Raw genomic sequence first — 17,440 nt, 5'->3', positions numbered from 1 at the left:
CGTGTGGCACCGGTCGCGCACCGCCCGGGGCGCCGGAACGGCCTGATGCGGCGTCAGCCCCGAACGGTGTACGAGGTCTTCTCCGCCAGAGTGCCGTTGCGGAAGCAGAACCGGAAGACGATCACGTCGTCGTTCCGCTCTGCGGATTCCGTGGAGAGCAGGCGCAGGCACCCGGAACCCTCGGGCACGGCCGGTTCGCCCCTGCTCAGGTCCTCGGCGAGGATCCTGGTGAAAAAGCTTTCGCCGTCCGGCAGTTCGCGGCGGACGTCCGCCTCCGGGGTGCCGACCTGGACGGCGTCGTACTCCTTCCCCTCGATGAAACCGTCGCGGTAGTTGCTGTAGAGCAGCCAGCCTCCGAGGGCGAGGAGAACGAGGAGGAGCACCCCGATCACCCCACAGCCGATCAGGCAGCCGTTGCGTCGCTTGGTCGTCGTTTCGTGCATGGGGACCACTGTCGCGAGGGGCCGTGGCGAGGGGCTGTCTCCGAAAGTCTCGCGTGTGATCGACTTCCGGTGCGATTTTCCGACCTCGGCCGACCAGCCGGCCGGTCGGCACCTGCGGGCGCGGAGCCTCCGGACCGGGGGTGGCCGCCGGAAATCACGAAACCGGAGGTGCCGCCCCGCCCTCCACGGCAGACTGGACACCCTGGCGTCGGAGCCTCTCGGCGGCCCCTGGGAGGTCCCGGCACCGGGTTCCACCGACCGACTTCGACTCCGCCGACACCGATGCCGATGCCGATGCCGAGGAGTCGTGATCGTGGAGAAGTTCGTTCCGAGGTTCCAGGGCGCGCCGTGGCCCGACGGCGCCCGCGTCCTGCACGTCTACGCCGTCCCGGACGTGTGGAGCAACCGCCCGCTGGCCCGCCTGGTCGGCGCGTGCCGAAGCGAGATGAGCTCCTACCCGATCACCCCGATCGGTGACGACACGCTGCACTGCACCGTCGAGATGATCGCCGACACCACCGCGGACAGGATCACGGCCGACGAGCGCGACGACCTCGTCGCCGCCCTGCACAGGCACGTGGCCGCCACGGGCCCGCTGGAGGTCACGGCCGGCTCCCCGATCGCCAACCGCTTCGGCGCGTTCCTGGACCTGGCCCCCGACGACGGGCTCGTCGAGCTGCGCGAGCGGGTCCGCGACGCGATCCGCGAAGTCCGCGGGCCCGGCGCACTGCTCCACAACGGCGGCCGACACCACATCTCGCTCGGCTACGCCTGGGCCGAGGCGTCCTCCGACGCGTTGCAGACGGCGCTGCGGAGCCTGGCACCGAGCCACGCGCGCCTCCGCTTCACCGGCCTCCGCCTGCTCGACGTGCAGTTCCGCCTGTCCCCCCGGCCGGACGGCGAGTCGGCCTGGGAACTCTCCTGGGAACCGGTCGCGGACATCCCCCTCGCAGGTGGTTCCGGGGACACCCCGCCCTCGCGGACCGCCGGCTGACTCCCGCTCACCGGCCCGCTCCCGTGTCGGCGGCTCCCCCCTCCGCCACGACGACGGCGAACCGTCGGGCGCGGATGCTGCCGGGGCCCTCGCAGCGCCGGCCCGACGTCGCGCGGGGCGGTCACGGCTGGCCGACGGACCAGCGGGCCGACGGTCGCGGCACGCCGACCGGTCAGCGGTCCCCGGTCGGCCGGGGCGCACGCAGGTGCACGCGCTTCTCCAGCTCGTCCTGGTCGACCAGTTCGAGCATGGGCTTGCCCGGCGCGCACATCATCGTCACCACGAACCGGGTCCGGGCGTCCGTCAGCGCGTTGCCGTCCTGGTAATGGATCACGTCACCGCCCGGCTCCCAGAACGTGCCGCCGGCCTCGACCACCCGCTCGGGCTCGCCTTCGAGTTCGAAGCGGACGGCGCCTTCGACGACGTACCCGAAGGCCGGCCCCGAATGGCGGTGCGGCGGAGTGCCGGGGTCGCCGGGTGCCCACTCGATGTGGACGGTCATCGCCGAGGCCCCCTCGGGGACCGTGATCGGCGAGGCGTCCTGCAGCATCGTCGCCGCCCTCGTCCAACCCTCCGACGCGCCACCGTGGTCGGCTCCGTTCGCGTGCCCGTGCCCGTGCGCCGTGTCCTTGACCGTCATTGCCTCGTACCCCTCCGTCGGTTCACCGTTCCGGGGGGCGGCGCACCGTCCGGCGGAGGCCCGGCCGCCGCGCTCCCCAGCCGTTCGACGACAATGACCGGACACTCCCCGGCGTTGTGACACGGACGTCCGCAGGTCGCGAACGACCGCTGACCACAGGGGGTTTCAGCTCGGACCGACCCTCAGGACGATCTCTCCCGACCGCGTGCGCACCGTACTCGAACGGCTTGTACCATGAGGCCCTCACGGCTGGAAGGGACGATCATGGACGCCGGCGCCGACGCCAATTCGCTCGACCGGGCGGCGAAGGACTTCCTCGCGATACGCCCGCGACTCTTCGGCATCGTCTACCGGGTGCTCGGCAGCACGGTCGAGGCCGAGGACATCGTCCAGGAAGCATGGGTGCGGTGGCAGAACACCGACCGCGCGGAGATCCTCGAACCCGCCGCGTTCCTGGCCACCGTCACCACCCGTCTGGCCATCAACTTCGCCCAGTCCGCCCGGGTCCGGCGCGAGTCGTACGTCGGTCCGTGGCTGCCCGAGCCGGTCAACACCGGCGCGGATCCCCAGGTGGGAGCCGAGCGGGCCGAGGCGCTCGAACTGGCCGTCCTCCGGCTCCTGGAGAGGCTGAACCCGGTCGAGCGGGCGGCCTACGTCCTCCGGGAGGCCTTCGACTACCCCTACCGGCAGATCGCGGACATCCTGGAGACCAGTGAGGCCAACACCCGTCAGCTGGTGAGCCGGGCGCGCAAGCACCTGGCCGCCGCACGCCGGGAGCGTGTCAGCTCCGCCGAGCACCGGCGCCTCCTGGAGGTGTTCCTCAGCGCCGCGCAGACGGGCGACCTCGCGGTGCTGGAGAAGGTGCTGGCCGCGGACGTCGTCAGCTACTCCGACGGCGGAGGAACGCGCGGCGCGTCCAGGATCCCGGTCGTCGGGCGTCTCCCCGTGGCCAGGTACCTGGTGGCCTTCGCCCCGCGGTTCTGGCCCGGAACGGAACTCCGGTGGGTCGAGGCCAACGGCCGGCCTGCCGTTCTCATATCGTCGGCCGGGGCCACCACGGCCCTCCTCTGCGTGGACGTGTCCACCGAGGGGATCGAGACGATCATGTGGTTGATGAACCCGGCCAAGGTGTCGCCCTTCGTGGCGTCCCTGGACGGCTGAGGTCCCCCGGGGCGCGCGTCGCGGTCGCGGTGACCGGCCGCGCTGCGCTCCCCGGGGGATTCCGGAGATTCACCCGGGTGCCGCGTCACAGATCAGCCGGCCGTCCGGTCTACCCGTGTGGGGCGGGACCGGCCGGTGCGCGCGAGCGGCCGATCGGACCGCCCCGGACAGGTCAGAAGGATCTCCGCGAGAGGATCACCCCCATGAAGGTCGTAGTGATCGGTGGCACCGGACTCATCGGCTCGAAGCTGGTCGCCAGGCTCGGCGAACACGGCCACGAGGCGGTGGCGGCCGCGCCCAACACCGGCGTCGACACACTGACGGGCGAGGGCCTCGCCGAGGTCCTGGAGGGCGCCTCGGTCGTGGTCGACGTGTCGAACTCCCCCTCGTTCGAGGACGAGGCCGTCCTGAGGTTCTTCCGCACCTCGACCGCCAACCTCCTGAAGGCCGAGGCGAACGCCGGCGTGACCCACCACGTCGCACTGTCCGTGGTCGGCACCCGGCTGCTCCAGGAGAGCGGCTACTTCCGTGCCAAGCAGGCGCAGGAGGAGCTGATCACAGCCGGTGGGGTCCCGTACTCCATCGTCCACGCGACGCAGTTCTTCGAGTTCATGAAGGGCATCGCGGATGCGGCGACCGACGGCGACACCGTGCGCCTGGCCCCCGTGAGGATCCAGCCCATCCACTCCGACGACGTGGCCGCCGCCGTGGGCCGCACGGCCGTCGGCAGCCCCGTCAACGGCATCGTGGAGGTGGCCGGACCCGAGGCGTTCCGGCTGGACGAGCTCATCCGCAAGGGGCTCGCGGACAAGGGTGACCCGCGCACGGTCGTGGCGGACCCGGCCGCCCCCTACTTCGGCGCCCGGCTTCAGGAGGCCACCCTCCTCCCGGGCCCCGACGCCCGCCTCGCGGAGACCCGCTACACCGACTGGCTCGCGCAGCAGGGCTGAGTCCGCTCGGGGTGGCCCTGTCGCGAGGGCCACCCCGGCCCGGCCACCCCGGCCCAGCCACGCCGACCGCCGGACGGACTCCGGGCGGACGCCGCCCACCGGTCGGCACCCAGGGGCTGCCGGTCTCGGGCCGCGGTGCGGCCGGCTCCTCGCTCGGCGCACCCGATGCGCCCCGCGATGAGGAGCAGCCCGGCCGGAATCAGGCCGCGCGGGAAGCCGGACGGTTCGAGGACCCAGGCCCCGCCGAGCACCCACGCGCCCAGGGGCCGGCCCCGGTGGGACGGTACCTGCCGGTTCTCGACCCCGGCTCCGACCGAGGTCGACGCGTCGGCCCCTGGTAACTGCGCGGTGAGCGGGGGGCGGTGGGCGGTGGCGGGAGGACGGTCGCGGTCCGCCTCCCGGTGGTTCCGATTCGGCCATCCCCGCGCACATCGCTCGCGGTCTTGCCGCAACTCCCCATGGTCATGGGAAAGTTGCCGGGAAACCGGGAAACCGGACAACGGGGGAAGGTGGTCGGAGCATGGGTACCGAGGTGCGTACGGTCGAAGTCCCACTGGGGGACGGTACCGACGGGGTGCTGCGCGTGCAGATCCGCGAGGTGGACGAGTCGCTGGCGAGGGTCGGGCGCGGCGGTGGCGCCGTCGCGCGGGCGTCGCGCTCCTTCGGGGAGATGCTGGACGGTATCCGGCCGGTCGCGGACAGCTTCGTGAGCCGGCTGGGCGGTCTCGTCCACCGGCCGGACGAGATCACGCTGGAGTTCGGGGTCTCCCTGTCGGCCGAGGCGGACATCGTGATCGCGAGCACCGCCACCGAGGCCAACTTCTCGGTGACCCTGACCTGGAACTCCCCGGCGCCGCTCGACACTCCGTAAGGGGCCGGGATGACCGTCGCGAGCGGGTCCGCGAACGCGGACGCCGCGCTGGGCTCCGCCATCGTCCGCGTCACGGGCCCCGACGGAACGGTCGGCGGCGTCGGGTTCCTCGTGGCCCCGGACCTGGCCGTGACCTGTGCCCATGTCGTCGCCGACGCCCTGGGCCTGCCGCGCACGCAGGTCCGGGAGCCGCAGGGCACCCTGACCCTGGACCGGCCCCTGTCCGGCGCTGCCGGCCGGGCCGGGGCGGGAGTGACGTACTGGGTCCCGTTGCGGGCCGACGGCACCGGGGACATCGCCGTCCTGCGACTGGCGGCACCGATCCCCGGCGCGACCCCGCTGGCCATGGCCTCGCCTGCGAGCGTGTGGCAGCACCCCGTACGGGTGGCGGGATTCCCCGCCGTCTCCCCCGGCGGCGTGTGGCACGCCGGGCGGCTGCGCGGCGCGACCGCCGAGGGGTGGGTGCAGCTCTCGGGCGCCGACCAGCAGGGCGTCAGCGTGGACAAGGGCTTCAGCGGCAGCCCCGTCTGGGACGAACAGGCCGGGGCCGTCGTCGGGATGGTCGTGGCCGCCCAGCTATCCGGAGCCCGGCAGAGCTTCATGATCCCCACGCAGACCCTGATCGCGGAGGTCCCGCCGCTCGCTGCCGTCCTCACCCCCGCCTCCCCCTTCCGGGGCCTGGGCACCTATCAGGAGGCGGACGCCGAGGTGTACTTCGGCCGCGACGGCGAGGTGGCGGACGTGACCGCCCTCCTCGACTCCGGCCCGCGGACCTGCGTGGCCGTCGTCGGCCCCTCGGGCTGCGGGAAGTCCTCCCTGGCCCTGGCCGGAGTGGCGCCGCGGATGCGTGCGCGGGGCTACGAAGTACTCGTGGTGCGCGCCGCCGACGGGATCCCCGTACGCACCGCCCTCGCCGCGGAACTCGCCCGGCTGGCCCGGCCGGAGCTGCGCGCCGGACCGGCGGGGCCGCGGTACCTGGAGGAGTCCCTGATCCGCCACGGCCTGCCGGTCACCGCCCGGCTCGCGCTGGGCGAGCGCGCCCAACGCCTTCTCGTCGTCCTCGACCAGGCCGAGGCGGTCCTGCCCGACCCCCGGCGCGCGGACGACCTCACCGTGGGACTGCTCTTCCCCGAGCCGCGCCCCCCGGGGCTGCGCGTACTCGTCACCCTCCGGGCCGACTTCATGGAGGCGGCGCTCTCGCACCCCGTGCTGGGACCGGCCCTGGACCGGGCCGCCGTCCGGCCGCTGCTGCCGATGTCCCGTGCCCAGATGTCCGAGGTGATCCTGCGGCCACTGGCCCGCATCCCCGCCTTCTCGTACGACCCCGGGCTGGTCGCCCGGATGCTCGACGACGCCGGCACCGGGCCCGGTGTCCTGCCCCTGCTGGGCTTCGTCCTGGCGCGACTGTGGGACGAACGGGCCCTGGGCCGCCTGAGGTTCACCGCGTACGAGGAGATCGGCGGGGTTCGCGGCGCCCTGGGCCGCCACGCGGAGGCCGCCTGGCGGGACGGCATCGCGGAGGTCGACCGGGAGGAGGCCATGCGGCTGCTCACGGCGCTGGTCAGGCTGATGCCGGGAGGCGAGGCGCCGCTGCGCGGGGTGCTGAGCCGGGCCGAGGCCGGGGAGGGGCGGTGGCGGATCGCCAGTCGGCTCGCGGAGCGGCGGATCCTGGTCGTCGGCGGGGATCCGGAGCGCGGCCAGACCGTCGAGCTGGCCCACGAGGCGCTCATCGGCGCCTGGCCCACCCTGGCCCACCAGGTGGCGCAGGACCGGGAGTTCCTCACCTGGCGCGCCGGCTTCCGCCACGACCTCGACCGCTGGCGCGAGCTGGACCAGGCCCGGGACCAGCTCCTGACGGGCGCACCGCTCGACACCGCCGTCGCCCAGGTCCGGGCCCGCATGAGCGAACTCTCGATTCCCGAGAGGGAGTTCTACGAGGCAAGCCTGGCCCGGCGCACCGAGGAGGCCTCCCAGGCCCGCTGGGCCAAGCGGCGCAGGAAGGCGGTGATCTGCCTCCTGAGCGCCCTGCTGGTCGTCGCCGGCACCTTCTGCTGGATGTTCTACGGGGCCAACGACAAGCTCGGCGAGGACCTGCGGCGGGCCGCCTCCCCGCAGCTCGCGCAACTCGCGGGCCGGCTCGACGACGTGTCGCTCACCACCTCGGCCCTGGTGAGCGCCGCCGCGTACCGCACGGACCCGGCCCCCGAGGCACAGACGGCCCTGTTCGAGCAGTACGTCCGCATGCGGCACGTCGAGCAGATCGTGCTGGAGGGCAAGGGCGAGGTCCGGGACACGTTCATCAGCGAGGACGGCAAGCACGTCACCGTCGGCCTCCACTCCGGCGACCTCCTGGGGGTGGACCTCACCACCGGATCGCCGCACCTCTCACAGATCCGAACGGGGGTCGTCCGGCTGGTCACGGCCTCGGCCGACGGCCGCACCGTCGCGACCTCCACCCCCTACGGTCTCGTCACGGCGGGCACCCGTCAGACCGACGGCAGCTGGCGGACGGTGAAGCTGCGGGACACCGCGCAGGCCCGCGACAACGCGCGGGCGGCCTCGGACATCCGCTTCGACGCCCCGGGGCAGCGGCTGCTCGCAGCCGTCCCCGGTGAAGGGGTCTCGGTGTGGGAGACGGCCACGGGATCGCGGGTCGGCGACACCCTCGTACCCCCGGCCGGCTGGAACGCCTCGCACGCCTGGTTCGGCCCGGACGGTGCCACCGTCATCGGCCGGATCGTCCCGGAGGGCGCAGCCGCCGGCGCGAACGGCAAGCTGGTGCGCTGGCAGCTGTCCGGCGGCCTCCGGGACGAGGAGACCTGGGGCAGCCAGGAAGTCGGGCAGGTCACGGTCAGCGCGGACGGCTCCACCCTCGTGCGGTGCACCGCCAACGGAGTCCTCCAGGCCTGGGACCTGACCGGGCAGCCGAGGGTGAAGAAGCAGTACAGCACCAGCCAACTGGGCCTGGTCTGCCCGCTGTACGTGCCCCGGCTCGACCGGACGGGACGCTTCCTGCTCAACCCCGCGCAACGGTTCGGGGCCGGCCTGGGCCGGTACCGGTTCCTGGTGCTGGACCTCCAGGAGGGACTGCCCGCCACGCTCGATCTGCCCGCCCCCGCACAGCAGGACGAGTTCGTCGCGGGCTCGACCGCGCTGCCGGCCGTGAGCCTCGCCGGTCCCCCCGACGCGATGAAGGTCGCGGTCAGCGCGGGCGGCACGGTCGTCGTCGCCCGGGTGCCCGCGCCCACCGGCTTCGACAGTGCCATGCTCACGAGCCTGATCCGCACCGTGGACGTGGACCACGACCGTGTCGCCAGTGTCGACGCGGACGGCAGGACCCTGCGCCTGTGGGACCTGAAGACACGCCGCCAGCTCGCGGCCCTGCACCCCTCCGCCCCACTCGCGCGCAGCTACCCGATGTTCAGCCCCGACGGCAGGCGGCTGCTGACCGTCACGACCGACGGCCTCGGTGTCCTCGTCTGGGACCTGAGGCCGCCCGGCACCGGCCCCGGCACCGAACTCGCCGAGGTGCGCCGCCTGGTGCTGCCCGCTCCCCCGGGGATCGATCCGGCGGGCGTCGATCCCCGCACGGGCCGGACCCCGGCCTGGGTCAACGTCTGGTTCGACGGCGACGACCACGCCGTGGTCTCGGCCGTCTCCTACGTGTCCCGTTGGGACCTCCGGTCCGGCGCGCAGGCCGGGAAGCCGTACCGGCCGTCGGTCCAGGAGCCGGTCGACCTGTCGGCCGCGGCCTCCACCGTCTTCGGTGTGGCCCGCGCCGGTCACCACCAGGCGGCCGTCCGCTCGGGGGGAGACGAGATCCAGATCTGGGACTTCAAGGAGGGCAAGGTCGTCGAGAGCTTCGACTCCGAGAAGGGCACGCCCCGGCAGATGACCTTCGACCAGACGGGCCGGCTGCTGGCCGTGGTCACCACCGACGAGGTCCTCAGGATCCGCGACATGGACAAGCACACGTGGCGGACACTGGCCTACCAAGGCGTTCAGTGGCTCAACGGCTTCCCCACCCCGTCCCGGCTGAGCACCGTGGCCACGGCCAACTCCTTCACCTTCTGGGACGTGGGCAAGGGCACGGAGCTGTACCACTTCTCCCCCGGCTACGGGGCGACGGGCGACTGGTCGGCGGACGGCAGCCGGCTCGCCTGGTCCGAGGGCTCGTCCGTGGAGGTGCTGCCGCTGGACCCGGAGTCCTGGCGCCGACGCGCGTGCGACCTCGCCGCCCGCGAACTGTCCGAGGCCGAACGTGGACTCCTCCCGCCGGGCAGCCGCCCCGACGCCTGCACGGCACCGGAGAAGTGACCCCCGCGTCCCGTCGGGGCACCGGCCGGGCCCGGGGGATCCGTCACGCTCCCCACACGGGCGCTGCACGGCCGGCCAGGCGCGGTCGCCCACCGTCAGGAACGGCTCGCCCAGCACGGCGGCCGGGGTCGTGCCGGTGAACGCCATGACGTCCCGATGGAGGTGGGACTGGTCGTATTCGGCCGCCAGGTGGTCGACCCGGACGAGGCCCCGGCCGGCGACGATCCGGTCCCAGGCCCACACCACCGCCGGGTCCACCGGCGACCGTCCTTCGAGTCGGCGGGCGAGCAACGCGTCCGTGCACGCGAAGCGGTCTTCCCACGACGGGATCTCGCCCAGTTGCTCGCGAATCCGTGACGCCTCGCGGCCCCACACCTCGTCGAGGGAGACCAGGAAACCGGCCAGATCGGCCGGGCAAGCGCCCAGGACCCTGCCCGCGACCACGGGGGACAGCCGGACCTGGACGCACTCGACGTGTTCGCCCCACGCCCGGGCCGCGCCTCCGGAACCGAACCCGGGCCCGGCGACGAGACTTCCCCGTTACCGCCGCCCGGCGCCGTCCACCACGATTGACGAACCCGCCCCGAGCTCCTCGGTCACCCCCCAGCTTGCTCGATGGACTGACGGGACTGCCCGTCACCACCTCACCGAGAGCGCCCGCCGGTGGTGGGAGGATCTCGACTCCGGTACCCGGATGTTCACTTGGTGGTCCGGCTCCGAAAGAGCGCGACAAGCCGCGTGCGCGGAGCTGAAGGTCTGGCTGACCGCTCGGGCTCCCCCCGTTAGACGCTAGATGATGATATGACCAGCCCCGGGGGCAGGCCGTAATTCGCTTGCCCCGGCGGTGGATAGGCGCTGCACTGTGGCCGGGCACCACGGCTCGTGGTGCCCGGCATCCCGGGGAGGCGGCGGCGGCGATGGAGATTCGTTCCACGAGCGACGAGGACCTTGACGTCTTCGTCGACACGGTCCATGCCTCGTTCGGACGCTTCCCCGAGACCCCGGTCGAGGGCGGCGGGCTCTGGTGGTCGGCGATCGACATGGACCGCTGCCTGCTCGCCCTGGCGGAGGACGGGCGGCCCGTCGGCACGGCCGCCACGCACGCCTTCGAACTCACCCTGCCCGGTTCGCACCTCGTCCCGGTCGCCGGTGTGACCGCGGTCGGCGTCCTGCCCTCGCACCGGCGCCAGGGCGTGCTCGGCGCGATGATGCGGCATCAGCTCGCCGGGTTGCGGGCAGGCGGGGAGTTCCTCTCGGTCCTGCTGGCCTCCGAGGCCCCGATCTACGGCCGGTTCGGCTACGGGCCGGCCACCTACACACAGCGGCTGACGGTGCCGCGCCACCGGGCCGCCCTCGCGCTCCCCCGGGCGCACGGGCGGGCCGACGCGTCGGCGAACACCTCGGGTACCACCTCGGGTACCGCCTCGGACACCGGCACGGTCGAGCTCCTGCGGCGCGCCGAGTGCGGCGGGATCCTGGAGGAGGTGTACGACCGGTACCGCCGCGCCCAGCCCGGCGCACTGTCCCGGCCGCACCGCTGGTGGGCCCTGCGCGCGGGCCAGCCCCCGGTCTCGGCGGCGCCGCGCCACGTCGCCGTCCACCGGAACGCCGACGGCGTCGCGGACGGGTACGCCAGCTACGCGCTCGGCGAGCCCGACACCTTGACGGTCGACGAGACCGTCGCCACCGATGACGCCGCCTACACGGCCCTGGCCCGGTTCGTGCTCGGGCACGACCTCGTCACCCAGGTCGTGTTCAAGCACTTCCCTCCCGAGCACCCGCTGCGCTGGCAGCTCGCCGACTTCCGCGCCGGCCAGGTGAGCGGCGACACCGACTGGCTCTGGGTGCGGCTGCTGGACGTCCCGCGTGCGCTGGCCGCGCGCGGCTGGTTCGCGGACGGCGAGCTCGTCCTCGACGTCCACGACCCGTTCCTCGGCGAGCACGGCCGCTACCTGCTGACCGCCCGGGACGGCAGGGCCGTCTGCGTCCCGACGGACCGGGAGCCCGACCTGTCCCTGGACGTGCGCGACCTGGGCTCGGTCTACCTCGGCGGCACCGCCCCGAGTACGCTCGTGCGGGCCGGACACGTCCGGGCCCACCGCCCGGACGCGGCTGCCCGTGCCGACGCCCTCTTCCGCGCCGAACGCTCCCCGCACTGCCTGCACTGGTTCTGACCGCGCTCGCCGCCCCACGCTCGCCACCCCGCGCACGGCCCGCCGGGCGGGCCACGGCCGGGCGGCCCGCCCCATCGGAGGCGGCGGCCCCGGAATCCGGCGTCCTGCTGCCGGTCGCCGACGCGGTGAACCACCGCCGCCCGATCGCCGCCCGGTACACCGCCGCGGACGGTCGCCGCAGCGAACGCACGCTGCACCCCCACGGGCTCGTCGCCCACGCGGGCAGGTGGTACGTGACGGCTTCTGATCCCACGACCGGCCAGGACCGGACGTTCCGGCTGGACCGCATCACGGACGTGCGGACCCTGCCGGGCTCGTTCGAACCGCCCACCGGACCCGACCCGGCGAACCGCGTCCTGACGTCGCTCGCCACGGCCCCGTACCGGCATCGGGTGACCCTGTACGTCCAGGCCACGGCCGACCACGTCCACACCCGGCTGCCGCCCGGCATCGCGATCGTGGAGGAACTGCCGACCCCGGACGACGCGGACCGTCAGGCCGACGGCTGGTCCCGCGTCGACCTGCGCGTGGACCGGCTCGACTGGCTGCCCGCCACGCTCGCCTCGCCGGACCGGCCCTTCAGCATCGAACGCCCGGCCGAGCTCCGGGAACTCGTCGAAGCCCTGGCCGAACGGCTCGCCCGTTCCGCCCCGCCGGAGCCCGCCCCGCGCGTGACCGCACCGCGCATGGCCGGCCCGCGCATGACCGGCCCGCGGCGGTCCGGCATCAGGCGCTGACCGGGCGTCAGGCGCTGTCCGACGTCGGCCGGGGGCCACCCTCGACGCCGTGATCCTCTATGAACTCCTTGAAGCGACGCAGGTCTCCCCGCACCTGCCGGTCGAGCACACCCAGCTTGTCGGCGGCCTTCTCGGCCAGCCCGTTGGGCTGGAAGACCATGACCATCCTCACCCGCGTCCGGCTCGTGTCGAGCGACTCGAAGTCGACCGTGCCGGAGTGCTTCACGGTTTCGCCGGTGGTACGCCAGGCGACCCGCTCGTCCGGCGCCCGCTCGACGATCTCGGTCTCGAACTCCCGAAGCAGTCCGGCGATCCTCACCCGCCAGTAGGCACGGCGGTCGTCCAGCTGCCTGACCTCCTCCACACCCTCCATGAACTGCGGGAAGTCCTCGAACGACGCCCACTGCTCATAGACGACGCGGACCGGCACGTCCACGTCGATCGACTCCTCCACCCTGCTCATCGCCACACCTCCACACCGCCCCGCCCGGCCGGCCCGCGCACGACCGCCGGACGAGGAATCCGCTGACGGCACCACTGTCCATCCTGTCCCTCCGCCGAGCGGCGGCAACCCGCCGACCCGCGGGCGAACCGGCCCCGATGCCACGGACGGACCGGGGCCGCGGGGCCGCCACCGGTCAGGGCAGGACGTCATAGGTGCAGACGGCGGAGAAGTCGAGCACGGATCCCGGCGTCGCGTGCGCCCCGAGCGGCGAGACGATCCGGTCGTCGATCCGCTCGCCCTTGAACCTGTTCGCCGGGAAGCTCATGTCCGGGGAGTAGATCCGGCCGTACCGCGTCATCCAGCCCTCCCAGATCCGGTCCACGTTGCAGTGGTGCAGGTAGAACGCGGGGTCGTTGGGGGACGTACCGAACGCCATGTCCCCGCTGATCCACACGTGGACCTGGTTGTGCATGTGGACCGGACGGGCGGGATCGCTCGGGATCCAGCCTTCGAGCAGGTTGCGGAAGCCCCGCGAGGATACGTTGAAGTCGAGGGTGTCGTAGCGGGCCGCCGGCCCGCTGCCGCTCGGCGGCCCGTAGGCGAGCGTGCTCTTGACCTCGGAGCCGGTCGGCAGGGCGGGCCAGTCCGCGGCGAGGAACCGGCTCAGGCCGCGGGGCGGGTCGGCCTGGACGGGCATCCCGCCGGGGTCGCTCTCGATGCGGACGGTGAAGGTCGCCGGATCGGCCGGGTCGAACGCGAACCTCCCGGTGCTGACGGGGTCGCCGTCCCCGCCCAGGTAGTGCTCGGTGAAGACGGTCGCGTCGGTGGGCGAGCCGAGGTCGCCGTCGGCGGCCCAGTCCCAGTAGGGCAGCGCGAAGCCCGGCTTGTCCAGGATCTTCTGGATCTTCGCCTCCAGCAGGCCGAGCATCACCCGGTGCCACGGGAGGAAGATCGGCCCGGCGTGGGCGGCGTTGCGGTCGTCGGGGTTCCCGCCCGGTGGGATCGGGGTCATCATCGTCCAGCAGTGCCAGATCACGAACTGGTCGTAGGTGTGTACGGGGACGGCCGGCCCCGGGACGCCGAGTTGCTGGGTGGTGAAGCCGCTCTCCTCCTGTTTGAGTGCGAGGACGCCCTCGATGTAGTCGTCCCGCGCGGCGGCGTCGGTGAGGATGTTCCTTCGGACGACGGACATGTCACCGGTCCTTCGGGAAGTGCCTGGGGTACTTGCGGATCAGCGTCCGGACCGTCTCCACCGCCGAGGTGAACTGGTAGGCCGGCAGGCCGTGGCAGGACAGCGAGCCGTCGTCGTGCACGTTGAGCCCGACCGCGAGCGGCCGGCCGTCCACGGTGATCTCGTACGAGGTGACGATCTTGATCTTGTGGCCTTCGAACTCCACCTCGCGGACGGAGGACGCGTGGCCGTGGTGACCCATGTGGTCGTGCGCGGGCTTGATGCTCGCGAGGTGGTTCCCGAACGTTTCCGGGTCGATGGCGGCGGCCAGGTCCGCCGGGGTGATGGTCGGATCCATGTCAGCATCCCGGGAGGTTGCGGTACGGGCGCGCGACAGGAGTGCGAGCGCCCTCTCCCTCTCACCATCCCGCCGGAACGGGAGCCGCGCAGCTCGGTCGCCCGGCGGCCACGCAGCGTGGCGGCCGGGCCGGGGAGCCGGGGCGACGGTGGTGGGGCCGGTTGCCGTCCGTGCGCGAGCGGTCCCAGCCTCCGCGACAGGTGCGCGGGGTTCAGCGCGCGGAGCCGAGGTCCCGCTCGGCCTCGGGCCCGTCGAGGAGGAGGGTGGTCTCCTCGATGCGCCGGAAGCGCCCGCACGGGCCGTACTCGCCGAAGAGGTAGACCTCCATACGGACCCGGGTGCCGTCGGTCTTGACGACGTCCACGGTGTGGCGGTCGGCGGTGAGGTTGCCGGCGTGGAACTCCTCGTGGACCTCCAGGGTGCCCGAGGCGACGACCCCGCGCAGGTGGCGGATGTGGTCGACGAAGGCGGCCCGGTCGGCCCAACTGCCGTCGGTGCGCTGGCGGTAGTCGGGGGTGAAGTGGCGGTCGACGGCGGTGTCGAGGTCGAGGCCGGGGGTCAGGAGCAGGTCGGTCAGGGCGGCGGTGATGGTGGTGTGCGAGGCGGTGACGGACATGGCGGTTCCTTCCACGGACCAGGAGTGCGTGCGTGCCGCACGCTTACGGAAGGACTGTACCCCAGAACGCGTGCGCCGCGCACGCTAGGATAGGGGGCGTGAAGGACACCCCCTCCCCCAGGCCTGCCACCACCCCCGACGACACCCCCGACGACACCTCCGACACCCCCGACGCCGCAGCCGTCGCCGGTCTCGGTGACGCCGTCGCGGACGCCCTCGCCACCCTCCTGCGACGCGGCACCCGCACCACCCTCTACCACCGCCTCACCGAGCACCTCGGCGAAGCGGTGGACGAGGTCACCTACCCCGTCCTCAGCGGCCTCGGCCGCACCGGCCCGCGCAGCGCCGCCGACCTGGCCGTCGAGATCGGCCTCGACCGCTCCGGCGTCAGCCGCCGCGCCACCCGCCTGGAGGCAGCGGGCCTGCTCCGCCGCCAGCCCGACCCCCACGACCAGCGCGCCACCCTGCTCGCCCTCACCCCGGACGGCGAGCGCACCGTCGCCGAAATGCGCCGCCGTCTGGCCGACAGTATCGAAGCCACCCTCGCCACCTGGCCCCCCGCCGAGGCCGGGATCTTCGCGCGCGCCCTGCAACGCTTCACCGAACAGGGCCCGTTCAGCTGACCCGGGGGCACGGACGGGACCGCCCGGCACCCGGACCTCCGCGCGTTCGGGGCTCACCCGGAGCAGGCGTCGACGAGAACGACCGGCCCTCCCCGGCCGATGCCCGGCGCGACGCCGACCGGCTGCGTGCGGGGCCGGCCGGAGGAGCAGCGTTCGTTCCCGGCGCGGCATCAGGTCCGCTCGCGCCGAAGGGAACCGGGCCTCGACGGGCTCCGGGAACTCCCGGCAGACCGGCGGACGAGGTGGCCGGAAGCGGTGATCGTCCGACCGACCTCGTCGTCGTGTCGGTACGGTACTGTGCCGTTCGCGTGCGTCGGGATTCCGGCGCGGGGGATCTGTTTGGGGGGCTGATGGAACGTCGTACTGTCCTGCGCGGACTGGTGGGTGTGCCGGTCGGGGCGATGGCGGTGGTCGCGGCTGCGGGGACCGCCAGGGCCGACTTCACCACCACGGTCAATCCGTCGCACACCTGGGGCACCTGGGAGGGCTGGGGCACGTCGTTGGCCTGGTGGGCCAACCAGCTGGGCCCGCAGGAGGACCTGGCCGACGTGCTGTTCAGCCGGAAGACCGTCCAGTTCCACGGTGAGACGGTGCCCGGCCTGGGCATGAACGTGGTCCGCTACAACGCCGGCGCCTCGGGGACGAACAGCATCGGCGGCAGGACGATGAAGCCCGTCCCGGCGCTGGACGGTTTCAAGAAGATCGAGGGCTACCAGCTCGACTGGTTCTCGGACGACCCGCAGTCGGCGAGCTGGAACTGGAACGCGGACGCGAACCAGCGCGACATGATGTGGCTGGCCCGGGACCGGGGCGCAGACAAGTTCGAACTCTTCACCAACTCGCCCATGTGGTGGATGCTGAAGAACGACGATCCGCGCGGAGCGGTCAGCGGCCACACCTGCAACCTGCAGGACGGCAACTTCGGCCGTCACGCGGCGTACCTGGCAACGGTGGCGCGGTACGCCCACGACCACTGGGGCATCGACTTCACCTCCGTTCAACCCGTCAACGAACCGCTGGCCAAGTGGGAGGCGTCGACGGAGTCGATCGAGGGGCAGGAGGGTTGCCACTACGACCGCCCCCAGATCGCCGAGATCGTCCGGCAGACCCGCGCCCAGCTGGACGTGCGGGGCCTGCACTGGATGATGGTGGCGGGTCTCGACGACTGGGGCGTCGGAAGCGCCGTGTACAACTGGACCAACAACTCCGACTTCGACGCCGCCACCCGCGCGGCCGTGGGCCGGGTCAACGTCCACGGTTACGAGGACAACGGCGACCGCTACGCACTCCACCAGGCCGTGGCGGCGGACAACAAGGACATCTGGATGTCCGAGTACGGCGACGGGGACACCAGCGGCATGCTCCTCGCCCGGAACCTCAACTACGACCTGCGCTGGCTGCACCCCACGGCCTGGGTCATCTGGCAGATCCTCGACTGGAACAACTACGGCGCGATCAGCCTCACCAACGGCGTGATCGGCGCGGTCAACCCCAAGTTCTACGTCCTCGCCCAGTACATGCGGCACATCCGCCCCGGTATGACGATCATCGACGCGGGCCACCCCGACGCCGTCGCGGCCTACGACAGCGTCAACCACAAGCTGGTCATCGTCGCCGTGAACTACGGGGAAGACGGGCAGACGATCGACTTCGACCTGTCCAGGTTCAGCACGCCCGGCCAGGACAACGCCCTGATCGGCCGGTGGGCCACCGGAACGAACCCCGGTGGCGAGCGCTACCGGTACTACGAGGACACCTACCTCCACGGCAACCGGTTCTGGTCCACCTTCAACGCCCGTACCGTGCAGACCTTCGAGGTCTCCGGCGTGTACCTGTAGGCCCCACGCCCGTCACACCCGTCGTGCCCCTCGCGGCCGCCCCGTCCGGCGGCCGCGAGGGGCGTCGGCCCGTCCTGGCGCTCACGCGTGCCGGCGGACGAC

At 72.9% G+C, this 17,440-nt stretch carries 15 protein-coding genes and 1 pseudogene; 9 read left to right on the top strand and 7 right to left on the bottom strand.

Annotated elements, in window-relative coordinates; all coding sequences use genetic code 11:
- Positions 1 to 53: 53 nt before the first annotated feature.
- Positions 54 to 443 (bottom strand): hypothetical protein, encoded by a 390-nt coding sequence (locus PUR61_RS36215; RefSeq protein WP_329883802.1) that lies wholly within the window; start codon positions 441 to 443, stop codon positions 54 to 56.
- A 313-nt stretch (positions 444 to 756) separates the two neighbouring features.
- Between PUR61_RS36215 and PUR61_RS36210 the strand changes: the two genes are divergently transcribed.
- Positions 757 to 1,437, top strand: a complete 681-nt coding sequence (locus PUR61_RS36210) for a hypothetical protein (RefSeq protein ID WP_329883800.1) — start codon at positions 757 to 759, stop codon at positions 1,435 to 1,437.
- A 172-nt stretch (positions 1,438 to 1,609) separates the two neighbouring features.
- Here PUR61_RS36210 and PUR61_RS36205 read toward each other — a convergent pair whose 3' ends face one another.
- Positions 1,610 to 1,987: a cupin domain-containing protein gene (locus PUR61_RS36205; RefSeq protein WP_329883823.1), complete on the bottom strand. Its 378-nt coding sequence runs from the start codon at positions 1,985 to 1,987 to the stop codon at positions 1,610 to 1,612.
- Between the two features lie 354 nt (positions 1,988 to 2,341).
- Between PUR61_RS36205 and PUR61_RS36200 the strand changes: the two genes are divergently transcribed.
- From PUR61_RS36200 to PUR61_RS36185, 4 genes are all read left to right on the top strand, one after another.
- Positions 2,342 to 3,238 (top strand): RNA polymerase sigma-70 factor, encoded by an 897-nt coding sequence (locus PUR61_RS36200; RefSeq protein ID WP_329883822.1) that lies wholly within the window; start codon positions 2,342 to 2,344, stop codon positions 3,236 to 3,238.
- Between the two features lie 203 nt (positions 3,239 to 3,441).
- Complete coding sequence (locus PUR61_RS36195; RefSeq protein WP_329883799.1) at positions 3,442 to 4,188, top strand: SDR family oxidoreductase; 747 nt, start codon at positions 3,442 to 3,444, stop codon at positions 4,186 to 4,188.
- Between the two features lie 520 nt (positions 4,189 to 4,708).
- Positions 4,709 to 5,059, top strand: coding sequence for a CU044_2847 family protein (locus PUR61_RS36190; RefSeq protein WP_329883798.1), 351 nt, complete (start codon positions 4,709 to 4,711; stop codon positions 5,057 to 5,059).
- 9 nt (positions 5,060 to 5,068) lie between these two features.
- Positions 5,069 to 9,376, top strand: coding sequence for an nSTAND1 domain-containing NTPase (locus PUR61_RS36185; protein WP_329883797.1), 4,308 nt, complete (start codon positions 5,069 to 5,071; stop codon positions 9,374 to 9,376).
- Between the two features lie 69 nt (positions 9,377 to 9,445).
- Here the strand turns inward: PUR61_RS36185 and PUR61_RS36180 are convergent.
- Positions 9,446 to 9,967, bottom strand: a pseudogene (locus PUR61_RS36180) (AraC family transcriptional regulator); the annotation flags it as partial.
- Positions 9,968 to 10,293: 326 nt separating this feature from the next.
- On the opposite strand from PUR61_RS36180, the gene PUR61_RS36175 reads away from it, so the two are divergent.
- A complete protein-coding gene (locus PUR61_RS36175) occupies positions 10,294 to 11,550 on the top strand; it encodes a GNAT family N-acetyltransferase (RefSeq protein ID WP_329883796.1) in 1,257 nt (418 codons plus the stop codon).
- A 125-nt stretch (positions 11,551 to 11,675) separates the two neighbouring features.
- Positions 11,676 to 12,287 (top strand): WYL domain-containing protein, encoded by a 612-nt coding sequence (locus tag PUR61_RS36170; RefSeq protein ID WP_443035301.1) that lies wholly within the window; start codon positions 11,676 to 11,678, stop codon positions 12,285 to 12,287.
- A gap of 7 nt (positions 12,288 to 12,294) precedes the next feature.
- Here PUR61_RS36170 and PUR61_RS36165 read toward each other — a convergent pair whose 3' ends face one another.
- The 4 genes from PUR61_RS36165 to PUR61_RS36150 form a co-directional block, all read right to left on the bottom strand.
- Positions 12,295 to 12,750, bottom strand: a complete 456-nt coding sequence (locus PUR61_RS36165) for an SRPBCC family protein (protein ID WP_329883795.1) — start codon at positions 12,748 to 12,750, stop codon at positions 12,295 to 12,297.
- 175 nt (positions 12,751 to 12,925) lie between these two features.
- Complete coding sequence (locus PUR61_RS36160) at positions 12,926 to 13,924, bottom strand: tyrosinase family protein (RefSeq protein ID WP_329883794.1); 999 nt, start codon at positions 13,922 to 13,924, stop codon at positions 12,926 to 12,928.
- Position 13,925: 1 nt separating this feature from the next.
- A complete protein-coding gene (locus PUR61_RS36155; protein WP_329883793.1) occupies positions 13,926 to 14,261 on the bottom strand; it encodes a hypothetical protein in 336 nt (111 codons plus the stop codon).
- 211 nt (positions 14,262 to 14,472) lie between these two features.
- A complete protein-coding gene (locus PUR61_RS36150) occupies positions 14,473 to 14,877 on the bottom strand; it encodes a nuclear transport factor 2 family protein (RefSeq protein WP_329883792.1) in 405 nt (134 codons plus the stop codon).
- A 227-nt stretch (positions 14,878 to 15,104) separates the two neighbouring features.
- Here PUR61_RS36150 and PUR61_RS36145 point away from each other — a divergent pair, with 227 nt between their 5' ends.
- Entirely contained in the window at positions 15,105 to 15,500 is a 396-nt protein-coding gene (locus tag PUR61_RS36145) for a MarR family winged helix-turn-helix transcriptional regulator (RefSeq protein ID WP_329883821.1), read from the top strand.
- Positions 15,501 to 15,850: 350 nt separating this feature from the next.
- Positions 15,851 to 17,338, top strand: a complete 1,488-nt coding sequence (locus PUR61_RS36140; RefSeq protein WP_329883791.1) for a glycoside hydrolase — start codon at positions 15,851 to 15,853, stop codon at positions 17,336 to 17,338.
- The last annotated feature ends 102 nt before the right edge of the window (positions 17,339 to 17,440 follow it).

This window comes from Streptomyces sp. BE20, assembly GCF_036322525.1.
GTDB lineage: Bacteria > Actinomycetota > Actinomycetes > Streptomycetales > Streptomycetaceae > Kitasatospora.
This window is presented reverse-complemented; position numbering and strand designations above follow the sequence as displayed.